A 13399-nucleotide genomic window follows, 5' to 3' on the forward strand; every position below is an offset into this window, starting at 1 on the left:
GAAGAGATCGGTATGGCCTATGATTATGGAACCTTCCAAAAAGAGCTGATCTTCCACCTGCTGTCATCGAAAACTGCTGTTACTGCATTTGATGATGCACTTGCCCTTGGCGAGAAACAAATAGTGATAGGTAGAATCAATAAAGAGGTGGCTATAAAGAATTTCCAAAGCAACTTCTTTTACGAGGGAAACAGACTGTTGATCGATTATGTGGAAAAGTCGAAGGGGCCTCGAGAAAACCATATTGCGCAGACGTCCCCAAGCGTGTTTCATGGGAATCCAAGGCACGCTTCCCTGCACGAAATCAAAGAGTTGATTCGCCAGTTATGGATCACACTGTTGGAATCTGATTCCATTCAAATGGATGATAATTTTACGTCCCTTGGAGGGAATTCCATTTTTGCTGTATATCTGCTCCAGGAATTGGAAAAATTCTTTCCAGATCAGCTGGGCATCTCGGATATTTTTACTTATCCCACGATTAATAAGATGGCCGAATATCTGTATTCCACAATGGGAAGTGAGCAACCACTAACATCCGGCAGTATGGATCAGGAGGATGAAGATCAAAATCTCGATCAAATCTTGCATCGCTTAGCCAACGGTGAGCTCGATGTGGAAGAGATCGATCGATTGCTGGGAGAAGAGGAATGAAAGAAACGAGAAAATACATTTATCAGCAGATAAAGGATCAGCAATTAAGCGTCGAGAAGTCCAAGGTCATTCTGAAAGAGATCAAAAATGCAGGCTTGAAAAAAAACAAGGATATCGCGATTATCGGGATGGCTGGCCGCTTCCCGGGAGCTAGCAATCTAGATGAATACTGGCACAATTTGATCGCAGAGGTCGACTGCATCACGGATTTTCCGAAGAGCAGGCAAACGGGTGTCGAAGGATTTATCAGCAAGATGTATCAGGGAACTTTAGCAGATGTTGTCTATGAAAAGGGCGGATATTTGGACCATATTGATCATTTTGACGCGGAATATTTCAAGATTTCCAATAAGGAATCCGTCATGATGGACCCCATGCAACGCCTTCTCTTGACTACCGTTATGGAAACCGTGGAGGATGCTGGGTACGGAGGAAATCGAATCGTTTCATCCAAAACCGGCGTTTTTATTGGAAGAGACCACACTGTAGGGAACATGTACACGCATTTGTTGGACCAAACGGACGAGCTAGCGCTAACTGGTTCCTATACCGGCATTTTGGCCAGCCGGATTTCCTATTTTCTCGATTTAAAGGGACCTAGCGTGGTCGTGGATTCCGCTTGTTCATCAGGATTGTTAGCCATTCACAATGCGTGTCAAGCAATCAGGAACAACGAATGCGATATGGCGATTGCAGGCGGAGTTTCCCTGATTTTCTTCCCGGTTAAAAACCCTGCGTTTGGCTTGGTGGAATCCAAACTACATCTAGTTAAGCCTTTTGACAAAAATGCAGATGGAACGCTATGGGGAGAAGGGTTTGGGGCATTATTACTGAAGCCACTGGATAAAGCCATCCAGGATCGGGATCATATTCATGCCGTGATCAAAGGAAGTGCGGCTAATAACGACGGGAAATCGAATGGAATCACAGCACCCAATGCGATCGCTCAAGAAGAAGTGTTCACAAAAGCCTGGATGAATGCCGAGATTCCACCCGAGACGATCCGATTTATTGAAGCACATGGTACAGGCACAGTTCTTGGCGATCCAATCGAAGTTCAAGCACTAAGCAATGCTTTTAAAAAATATACGTCGAAGAAACAATTTTGCGGAATCGGTTCGGTGAAGTCAAATATCGGTCATCTTGCGGCCGCTTCAGGGATCGCTTCTGTCTTTAAAGTAATTATGTCCCTCAAACATAAGAAGATGGTTAGCACCCTTCATTTTGACGATCCGAATCCTTTCATCGACTTTATGGGCTCTCCGCTCTATATGGTGGACAAGCTCCAGGATTGGCAGCGGGAACAACCGGATATTCCACTCCGTGCAGGTGTGAGTTCATTTGGTTTTAGCGGCACGAATTGCCACCTCGTACTGGAGGAAGCGCCGGTTGAAAAAGCAGATGCCCCGCCAGTCCGTCCTTTTCAGATTTTTACCGCTTCGGCTAAAGATAAAGAGACCTTGTTGGAACTGATATCTCGCTATCGCCATTTTGTCAATCATCAGGAGAACTTGTCTTTGGAGGAGCTTTGTTTTACTTCGGTAATGGGAAGAGGACATTATACATGCCGTCTTGCCCTAATCGTTCGCAGTTTGCAAGAACTAAAAGAGAAGCTGAATCAGGTCTTTTTGGAGCGTTTTCCCTACAGACGAGAGGTCGAAGGAACCTATTACAACGAGTTCAAGGTCGTTCCGGAAAGCAAATTGGATAAAGCAAATGGTGAGATTACCGAATCGGGCTTGCATCAGTTGCTGGATAAAGCTCGGCAACTGATTACCAGCGTTTCCCCTGATGATTTTCAGGGGATGTCTGACCTCTGCCAGCTCTATGTTCAGGGAGCGGAAATAGATTGGCGATATTTCTATCAGACCGGGGAATACCATCGATTGTCGTTGCCTCTTTATCCTTTTAAAAAGACCGTTTTTTGGCCGGAGGTGGATCTGGGTCAGGGAGGAGCGGCTCGAACGCTGATCCCGCAAAATAAGGAAGTCATTCCTGGCCCGAAAGTTTTTGAATCCTATCGGCAGAGCATCTATGAAATGCCCTTACGGATGGAAAATCAGTGGATTTTGCAAGAGCATCTCATGATAGGGTACCATATCGTGCCTGCAACCGCTTTCATGGAATGGGCGAGAAAAGCTGGATACAGTCATTATGGAAACGATGCTTTTGAGTTGCGGGATTTTCGGTTTATCAGTCCGTTGGCAATCCCGGAGAAACAAGCGCATTTGGTCCATACAATTTTGGAAAGTCAAGATGATCAGCTTCACTTGCGTATAGCGAACCGTAATTCTCCACATCACGCGGGAGTCAATCACGAGTGGCAACTGAATGTGGAAGGAAAAATCATTCCTGTCGAAGCTGCAAAGGCCCCTTGGATGGATCTTCAGCGGATCGGGGAAGAAGGCGCTTGGGAGCAGGTAGAAGCGAATATTGAAACCATACGTGGGCGTACCAAATTTGGTCCGCGATGGAACAATATTCATTCACTGGCGAAATGCGAAGATCGTGTGCTGGTTCAGGTAAAATTGCCAGAAGCTTACCTAGATGATTTTTCGGTGTACGGCTTTCATCCAGCTTTACTAGATACCGGGCTAAATGCTGTAACCATGTTTATCTTGGAAAATCTCTACCTACCCTTTTCCTTTAAGCGCATGAGCATCTACGGAAAAATGCCTTCGTCGTTTTACAGCTACCTGCAAAAGAGGGAAGCTCGGGGGGACAACCGGGAGACGGTTTCGTACGATATCAGCCTGATCGACGAGCAAGGCAACGTTTTTGCGGAAGTGGAGAACTATACGTTGAAACGTGTCTCTTCTGCCATAGTCGCTCAAGATTTGTTCTATCAGATTCGTTGGGTGCAATCTCCGCTAGAAGAAAGAAGGAATATCACAACGGATGGCAGCGTACTGTTGTTCGGTAACGAAAACAGGACAACTCGAGAGTTGATCCAGCGTTGGGAAGCGAGTGGAGTAGACCTGATTCAGGTCGCTCAGGGTGATGGCTATCGAAAAGAACAGGAAACGAAGTATGTGGTAGGCCACGAGGAAAAAGATTATCATCAACTCTTTTCCGATTTGAAAGAGCGGAAGATAAGCCGGATTGTTCATGCCTATGCCCTCGACGAAAACAGTGCAGCCCCCAGCCTTTCTAGACTGAAAACGATTCAGGCGCACAGTATTCAAAGCTTGTTTTATTTGGTGAAATCACTCGTTCAGGCAAAATACAAGCAAGAGCTGGAACTCGTCGTGCTGGGTCGGAACGGCTGGGGAGTGACAGGCAGTGAAGAAGAGATCGAGCCATGCCATACGGCACTGTTCCAATTAGGAAAAGTAGTGAATGCCGAATATCCTCAAGTGAAGTGCCGCAGTATCGATCTCGACACGGGCACCGAGTGCGAAAATATTTTGGCAGAAATATACACGGAAACAGACGCTTACCAGGTTGCCTATCGTGGAAATGAACGGTATGTGGAGGAATTCGGCCGTAGTGCAGTTGAGAAGCCTGTGCAGCCACTAGAGCTGCAAGAAGACGGGTTGTATCTCATTACTGGCGGAACTGGCGGGATTGGACTGGAGATTGCCAAACATCTGGCATCCCGAAGCAAAATCCGCCTGGGCTTAATCAGTAGAAGCGGACTCCCCCCTCGTGAAGTCTGGGAGCAACTCAAGCAAAGCGACATGGATGCCAAGACGCGGCGAATCATTGAGAGTGTAGAAGAAATTGAGCAATCAGGCAGCAAAATCATGGTCTGCCCGTGCGATATAGCCGACGAGCAGCAGGTAGCAGCTACTTTGAAACAGCTACGGGAGGCATTCGGCGAGGTCAAAGGAATCATTCATGCGGCAGGAGTAGCAGGCAGCGGTTTCCTGTTTACGAAAACATGGTCCGACTTTACGAAGGTGACCAAGCCGAAAATCGAGGGCAGCTATTTGCTGTACAACTTGCTGGAAGAGCGCCCTGACTTCTTCGTTCTGTTTTCTTCCGTGGCGACCGTGGAGGGCAGCCCGGGACAGAGCGATTACATTGCCGCAAATGGGTATTTGGACGGCTTCGCCTCTTACTTGCGCAAGCGCGGCATTCGTGCCACGACGATCAATTGGACCGCGTGGGAAGAAACAGGCATGGCGGCTGACTACGGCGTGGCAAATAGCAATGGTTTGTTCAAGCCGTTGAAAACAAATGAAGCCACTGCCGCTTTTGAACAGGTACTGGCGATGAATCTTAGTCAGGTGGTAATCGCATCGGTCAACAGAGAATGGTTACGGGATAGACATGAAGGTCTATTTTTGAAACTAGAGGCTGGGCTGATAGAGAAGGTTGTTGGCTCCGGAGCTGCTTCTACTTCGCCTAGTGTGAAACGTACCTTTACGATCATTGGCCGAAAAGAGGAGACGTATGACGAAATCGAACAAAAGGTCTCCGGAATCTGGGCTGAGACCATGCACTTATCAACTGTCAACATCTATGACAGTTTTCTGGATGTGGGCGGGGATTCACTCATAGCAACCCAGTTGCTGAAAAAACTGGATAACGAGTTTCCGGGTGTTCTCGATTTGCCCGATTTGTTTACCTATTCTTCGGTAGCGGTACTAGCTGATTATATCAAGCAAGAGCAAGGCAGGCAGCAACGGAAGAAAGCCGAGGTGACAGAAAAAGTGGAAGAACGAAACGCAACCTCCATCGAATCGTTTGACCAACAGCTAGAATCCATCTTGGACAGCCTTTCATCCGGTGATCAATCTGTAGAAGATATGGTGGATCTTTTGTCGCAGCGGAGGAATCGGATAGATGAATAACATTGATCAAATCAATACACTTATCCTGGAAAGCGTAAAATCCAATCGCCTAGACAAAGAGCTTGCACGTAAGTTGCTACATCAATTGAATACAGGTCAGACTGAGGCCGATAAAAATACCAGTGCGGATATCGCCATCATTGGCATTTCTTGCCGGTTTCCTTTTGCAGACAATCTAGAGCAGTATTGGGCCAATCTGCTAAACGGGATGAATTGTATAACTGATTTTCCACTCAAGCGACGCAGAGATACAGACCCCATGCTACAGAACCGATGGGGAGAGCCTGAATATGCGAAAGGCAGCTATCTAGAAGACATAGATCGATTTGACGCAGACTATTTTCGTGTCTCTCCGAAGGAAGCCGAGTTCATGGACCCGCATCAGCGCTTGATGCTGGAAGTCACAGCGGAAGCAATTGAAGATGCGGGATATATGGGTGAAAAAATATACGGTTCCCATACGGGAGTATTTATCGGAAGAGATCACCATTCTTCCGGTCTTTATCAACAATTCATCGATTCTTCCAACGAATTGGCCATGACCGGCAATCTGCCCAGTTTTCTCTCTGGCAGGATTGCCTTTTTCTTTAATCTTACCGGACCGAATCAAGTCATTGATACCGCTTGCTCATCTGGTTTAGTGGCGGTCCATCATGCCTGCGAATCCTTGATTAAAAAAGAATGTCAATTGGCCATCGCCGGAGGCATCAGTTTGAATTTGGTGCCAATTGCCAACTCCTCTTTTAAAATCGTGGAAAACAATGACGGCATCGTAAGGCCATTTGATAGCCAAGCCAAAGGAACCACATGGGGGGAAGGACTGTCGGCCATCCTTTTGAAGCCTTTGCGGGATGCCTTGAAAGATGGGGACCGGATTTACTCAGTGATCAAAGCCAGTGGAGTGAACAGCGACGGGGCTTCCAATTACATCACCGCTCCCAACCCGCAGGCACAGGAGCAGCTCCTGATTGATGTGTGGAACAAAGCAGGGATTCATCCCGAAACCATTACCTACATCGAAACACACGGTACCGGTACCGTTATTGGCGATCCGATCGAAATAAAGGCGATGAGGCACGCTTTTCATCAATATACGAGCAAAAAACAGTTTTGTGGAATTGGTTCCGTAAAATCTAACATCGGTCATCTGGTAGGTGCTTCGGGGATGGCTTCGCTGCTTAAAGTAGTTTTGTCGTTGAAGCATAAACAACTCGTTCCCACGATAAATTTTGAGGAGCCAAATCCTTATATCCCTTTCTCCGAATCTCCATTTTATATGGTCGATCAACCTATTGCCTGGAAAACCGGCGATATGCCGCGTCGAGCTGGTATTAGCTCGTTTGGCTTCAGTGGCATGAATTGCCACGTGTTATTGGAGGAATGGAAACAAAATGATACGCAGAAGGACGAGCATGAGACACCCCACATTTTTACCGTGTCTGCCAAAAACCGTACAAATTTATTGGATTTATTGAAACGATACTGCCAATATTTGCAATCGAACCAGCAGGAAAATTTCCGCAATCTCGTCTATACGGCACAGGTTGGACGGGAGCATTTTTCTCATCGCTTAGCGATTATTGCACAGAGCACAAGCGAACTGTTGAACAAAATCGCTTCGGTCCTCTCGCTGGACTTGGACAATTTGCCTGAAGTGCTCGGATATTATGGACATTCTCCTATCGCACAGAAAGCAAAAAATCATATGATTCAACCAGACGCATGGGAGAAAGAAAAACAACCAATCCATGAAAAAGCTAGCCAAATGATTCATAACTGGGCAGAAATCGGGGCAATGGCTAATGCCGACTCTCTCCATGAATTGGCGAAATTGTATGTACAAGGCGCCCGTGTTCACTGGAAGAAGCTATACGGAGGTCAAACACTCAAAACAGTCGAACTGCCTTTCTACCCATTCAGCAGGGTGAGGCATTGGCCGACCGATAAGAAGACAGAGACAGCTACTGAAAAAGGACAGTCATTAATGGGAGAGTGCGTTATCTCTACCGTCGGTTTGCGCGTTTACGCAGCGAAGGCATCGATGCGAGAGCTTTGGATGTTGCAGGAGCATCGCATTTTCGATAACGGAGTATTGCCAGGAGTGGCCTATCTGGAGATGGCAAAGTCCGCAAGCGAGTACTTTTTCCCGAAAACAACCGTGGCGATTAAGAATGTTACTTTGCAAAGTATGCTGACATGCTCTTTGGATGAAACAAGGATTGTCCATACAATCATCCGTGAAGAGCATGATCACATCACCTTTACGATCGCCAGTATGAAAGAAAATGATCCTACGGAGAGTTGGATCACACATGCACAAGGGGAAGTTCACCGGCAGGAAGATCGTAAAAATCAGACTCACTCAATTGAGCAGATCATCCGCAAGATGGATGAACAGGACGTAGAAAAATTCACCCCTCTCTATTCGGGATTCATTCAATACGGTTCACATTGGAAATGTATCGATCAATTTTATGAAAACGCAGGATCTGCACTGCTTCATGTCCGATTGGCGGATGAGCGAGAGCGTGGCCAGTATTCGCTTCATCCGGCAATGCTGGATACGGCACTGAGCTTCTGGCATCTGTTGAAACAGTCGGAAGAAACCCACGTGTCTTATTACTTCCCGTTTTATTACCAAGCGTTCCATCTCTACCGGGACATGCCCACTTCTTTTTACAGTTATATACGAAAGAGGGAAGCTCGGGGGGATAATCGGGAGACTGTTTCCTACGATATCAGCCTGATCGACGAGCAAGGAAATGTATTTGCGGAAGTAGAGAACTATACGTTGAAACGTGTCTCTTCTGCCATGGTCGCCCAAGATTTGTTTTATCAGATTCGCTGGGTGCAATCACCGCTTAAAGGAAGCGGGAATATCACAACGGATGGCAGGGTGCTGTTGTTCGGCAACGAAAACAGGACAACTCGAGAGTTGATCCAACGTTGGGAAGCGAGTGGAGTAGACCTGATTCAGGTCGTTCATGGCGATGGCTATCGAAAAGAGCGTGAAACGAAGTATGTGGTAGGCGACGAGGAAACCGATTATGAGCAACTCTTTTCGGATTTGAAAGACCGGAAGATAAGCCGGATTGTTCATGCCTATGCTCTCGACGAAAACAGTCCAGCCCCCAGCCTTTCCAGACTGAAAACGATTCAGGCACACAGTATCCAAAGCTTGTTTTATTTGGTGAAATCACTCGTCCAGGCAAAATACAAGCAAGAGATGGAGCTTGTCGTGCTGGGCCGCAACGGCTGGGAAGTGACGGGAAGCGAAGAAGAGATTGAGCCGTGTCATACGGCACTGTTCCAACTGGGAAAAGTAGTGAATACGGAGTACCCTAATGTGAAGTGTCGCAGTATCGATCTCGACGTGGATACAGATTGTGGAAGTCTTTTGGCAGAAATATACAGGGAAACAGCCACTTACCAAGTTGCCTATCGTGGAAATAAACGGTATGTGGAGGAATTCGGCCGTTGCGCAGTTGAGGAGCTTGTTCAGCCACTGGAGCTGCAAGAAGACGGGTTGTATCTCATTACTGGCGGAACTGGCGGGATTGGACTGGAGATTGCCAAGCATCTGGCATCCCGAAGCAAAATCTCTCTGGGCTTGATCAGTCGAAGTGGACTTCCGACTCGTGAAGTCTGGGAGGAGCTCAAGCAAAGCGGCACGGATAAGAAAACACGGAGAATCATTGAGAGTGTAGAAGAAATTGAGCGATCAGGCAGCAAAATCATGGTCTGCTCGTGCGATATAGCCGACGAGCAGCAGGTAGCAGCTACTTTGAAACAGCTACGGGAGGCATTCGGCGAGGTCAAAGGAATCATTCATGCGGCAGGAGTAGCAGGCAGCGGTTTTCTGTTTACGAAAACATGGTCCGACTTTACGAAGGTGACCAAGCCGAAAATCGAGGGCAGCTATTTGCTGTACAACTTGCTGGAAGAGCGCCCTGACTTCTTCGTTCTGTTTTCCTCCGTGGCGACCGTGGAGGGCAGCCCGGGACAGAGCGATTACATTGCCGCGAATGGGTATCTGGACGGCTTCACCTCTTACCTGCGCAAGCGAGGCATTCGTGCCACGACGATCAATTGGACCGCGTGGGAAGAAACAGGCATGGCGGCGGACTATGGCGTGACAGACGGCAACGGACTGTTCAAGCCGCTGAAAACGGCTCAGGCCATTCATGCATTTACCAATCTACCCGAGCATCCACGGGTAATCATCGCGGATATACGTTTAGAGCAGATAGATGAATCACTAGCCAAACGTTTCCCGTTGCAGCTGGCACCTGGCATGGTCCGGAAAGTTACTAATCGAGCAGCATCGTCTACCGCTGGGGACGCTCTTTCTATCGACATTTCCATTGTCGGAAAAAATCAAGATGAACTCACAGACACCGAGAAAAAATTGGCACACGTCTGGGCTAACACATTTGGGTTATCAGAGATTGATCTGCAGAAAAGCTTCTACGAAGTCGGCGGAGACTCTATTATCGCTACGCAAATGGCGAATCTCTTAAATACGCATCTGAATAAGCCTATCTCTATCGCTGAAATTTTTGAATTTCCAACGATCCCTGAGCTTTCGGCTTATTTGGACCAATCTTTGCTACCATCGCAAGCGACACCTGTGAAGCCATCCGCAACAACTGAGCAAAGCAATGGGCATGATCTCTCCAAAGCACAGTATCGGATTTGGTTTTTGCAAAACTATGATCGACAAACGACCGCCTATCATTTACCAGTCATCAAACACGTGAAGATGGCGGTTGACCTGGATGTACTGCAGCAAGCCCTAGACATCTTGACGAAGCGCCACGCCTCGTTGCGTACCGTCTTCAAAAATGTCGATGGTATTCCGAAACAATTCGTTTTACCTGATTGGAAAAATGTCATTCATTACAGAGATTATCAACAGGAACCTCTTCGAGAAGAGCTGTCAGCCAAACGACTGGATGAGCAGAATGCTACTCCGTTTGATTTTGAGCAACCATTGTTCAGGATGGAATTGCATCGTTTGTCTGCTGTTGAACATCGTATTTGTGTAAATATGCATCACATCATTTCGGATGGCTGGAGTGTCGGTTTATTTTTCCAGGAATTGATGGAGCTGTATGAGCAAATTCGCTCGAAGCGTGCAATCCAGTTACCAGACGTTCCTTTACAGTATGCAAACTGGGTGGAGCAGGAGAGAAGATGGCTCGATTCCGAGGAATTCCAGCACATGGAGAACTATTGGATGAACGAGCTCGCTAAGCCGCTTCCGGTACTCAACTTACCAACCGATTACGAACGCCCTCATTCTCTCGTCTACGACGGCAGTTACATCAAATTCATGGTATCGAAAGAGAAAACCGAGCAATTACGTTTGCTTGCGAAAAATCGATCCACCACTTTGTATATGACAGTCTTGGCTGTCTATTTTCTTTTCCTGCACAAAATTAGCCAAGAAGACGATATCATTGTCGGGTTCCCAGTTTCCGGCAGGGAAAAACAGGAGTGGGAGAACGTCATCGGTTTATTTATGAACATGGTTTGCATTCGGGTCGATTTTGGTGGACTTTCCCGTTTTGATGAGGTTCTAGAGGCCATCAAACACAAATGTGTCCGAGCTTATGCTAATGGCCGATATCCGTTTAATACCCTCGTCGAGAAGCTGAACCCGGATAGAGATCAGAGCAGAACGCCTGTTTTCTCCACGATTTTCCAGCTATACGATAACGTCCCGCAAGATAATGATCGCATCAGCCTCTATGATCTGAGCTGCATTTGCAAAATGGAACAGGAGCAAATGGAAGTAAGGATGGAATACAAGACGACGCTGTTTGCAGAGGGTACTATCAAAAAATATGTTGACTATTTTTCATTTTTAATTGATCAGGTCATTGATAATCCGGAAGCCTTGCTTAGCCGCTATGAGTTATTGGATGCCGAGCACAAGGCAAACATTTTTGGAATGTTCAACCCGTCCGCTGTCGTCATGGATGCCCCGAACCAGGTACATAGGTTAATTGAGGCGCAAGTGAAGAAAAATCCCGATCAGATCGCAGTGGTTTTTGAGGGAAGGAGTCTTACCTACAAACAAATAAATGAGCAATCCAACCAATTGGCCGCATTCCTTACGCATATCATCGGGCAGGAGCCGCGGGAACCAATCGGCGTCTATTTGCCAAGAGGCATCGAGATGGTCATCGCGCTTTTGGGGATACTTAAGTCCGGTCGACCGTATATACCGTTGGATGTTGATTTTCCGAACGAACGCATTGCTTATATGATCCGTCATAGCCAACTGAAAACGGTTTTGTCAGAAAAGGGCTTCATTCCAACACTTGAGGAAATCGCAGGGACTCATCTGGAGACGATTGTGGATGTATCGGGGGATGTCTTATTAGCAGAAACGACTGGTCATCTTCGGTACTATGGCAATTTACATATCCGCAAGCAATCGACGGATACTGTTGATGGACCGGAATCTGAGTTAATGTACGTTATTTATACCTCAGGCTCGACTGGAACGCCGAAAGGGGTCATGGTTACCCAGCAAAATGTCATCAATTATCTCTTATGGAGTCAGCAGCAATTCCGTCTGGGATCTTCGCACAATATGATGCTGGTGACTTCTATCAGTTTTGATATTTCAGTTTTTGAAATGTTTGGCTGTTTGGCGAGTGGAGCAACCTTGCATATTGTGTCACCAGAGCGCTTAAGGGACCCCGCTTTGTTATTTTCCTATCTAGCGGAAAATCGGATTAATGTCTGGCATTCTGTGCCTACTTTGATCAGTCAATTCATGCTTGGTCTTGCTCAACAGGATGGGCAACAATTGGCTTGCTTGCAACAGTTTGAAACTGTTCTGATCGGCGGAGAAGCCTGGAGTCCCATGCTAGCCAAAGAAATTCGAAGCTATTTCCCCAACGCCAAACTGTACAACATGTATGGACCGACGGAAGCAACCATTTGGGCTACGTGTTACGAAGTGGAAAATGATTTGAAGGGAAAATCACTTGTCCCGCTTGGTCAGCCAATTCTGAACAACCAAATTTATATTTTGGACAAAGATGGAAATTTATGCGGAACTGGCATACCGGGTGAGATTTGCATCAGTGGTGCTGGTGTTACCCCAGGGTATTTCCATGACAGGGAGAAGACCGCACAAGCATTTCGCTCCCATCCCTTTACGGATCAGATCGTCTATCATACCGGAGATCTGGGCAAATATGGGATGGATGGACAGATTGAATATATTTCACGCAACGATGGAATGGTCAAAGTAAGAGGGTACCGGATTGAAACGGGGGAAATCGAACATAAAATCGAAGCAATGCCAGGGATCAAGTCCGTTGTCGTCGTAGCTGTCAAAGAAAGCGAATCCAATAAATTGATTTGCTATTATACATCGACCCGAGACATTGGGGTTCAGGAATTTCAAGAATCTTTGCGTCAAACGCTTCCTTCTTATATGATCCCGGCGAGATTTGTACGCCTGGAGGCGATGCCCGTCACCTCCAATCAAAAAATCGATCGAAAAACGTTGCAGGTTATGTCTCTTCCACATGATTCCGTGGAGCAAGGTGAGCTGCATGTGCCTGGAAATGAAGTGGAAAGCTTTTTGCTCCAGATATGGCGAGAATTGCTGGGAATCGAACAGATCGGGACAAAGCAGAACTTTTTTGATCTCGGAGGAAATTCGCATCTGATCGTTCAATTGCAAGCCAAAATTGAAGAGAAGTATCCGCAGCGAATCAAGGTCATCGATTTGTTCGAGTGCAAAACGATTAGTGCCATGGCGCAGCACATCCAAAAAGTCCAGTCAGATCAAGGACAGCCAAGAGTGAAGAGGGAAGGGCAATCAGAAGAAATCGGCGATATTTTACAGCTATTGGATGAATTTAGTGAAGGGGAAGCATCGGTAGAAGATATCCTGAAAAAATTAGGAGAGTAAGCTT

The 13399-nt window shown here is 46.8% G+C and carries 3 protein-coding genes; all 3 read left to right on the forward strand.

What is annotated here, in order from left to right; translation table 11 throughout:
- Nucleotides 1-12 precede the first annotated feature (12 nt).
- Genes C7R91_RS30020 through C7R91_RS04425 form a run of 3 tightly spaced genes read left to right on the forward strand, consistent with a single transcriptional unit; the run spans nucleotide 13 to nucleotide 13395 of the window.
- A complete protein-coding gene (locus tag C7R91_RS30020; RefSeq protein WP_429793558.1) occupies nucleotides 13-654 on the forward strand; it encodes an acyl carrier protein in 642 nt (213 codons plus the stop codon).
- A complete protein-coding gene (locus C7R91_RS04420; RefSeq protein WP_047067181.1) occupies nucleotides 651-5453 on the forward strand; it encodes an SDR family NAD(P)-dependent oxidoreductase in 4803 nt (1600 codons plus the stop codon). Before C7R91_RS30020 ends, C7R91_RS04420 begins: the two co-directional genes overlap by 4 nt.
- A complete protein-coding gene (locus C7R91_RS04425) occupies nucleotides 5446-13395 on the forward strand; it encodes a non-ribosomal peptide synthetase (RefSeq protein WP_047067183.1) in 7950 nt (2649 codons plus the stop codon). Before C7R91_RS04420 ends, C7R91_RS04425 begins: the two co-directional genes overlap by 8 nt.
- The last annotated feature ends 4 nt before the right edge of the window (nucleotides 13396-13399 follow it).

This window comes from Brevibacillus formosus (assembly GCF_003013405.1).
GTDB lineage: Bacteria > Bacillota > Bacilli > Brevibacillales > Brevibacillaceae > Brevibacillus > Brevibacillus formosus.

Excerpts from the sequence above, each read along its gene's own strand:
- C7R91_RS30020 (WP_429793558.1), top strand. The coding sequence starts at position 13 with ATGGCCTATGATTATGGAACCTTCCAAAAAGAGCTGATCTTCCACCTG.
- C7R91_RS04420 (WP_047067181.1), top strand. The coding sequence starts at position 651 with ATGAAAGAAACGAGAAAATACATTTATCAGCAGATAAAGGATCAGCAA.
- C7R91_RS04425 (WP_047067183.1), top strand. The coding sequence starts at position 5,446 with ATGAATAACATTGATCAAATCAATACACTTATCCTGGAAAGCGTAAAA.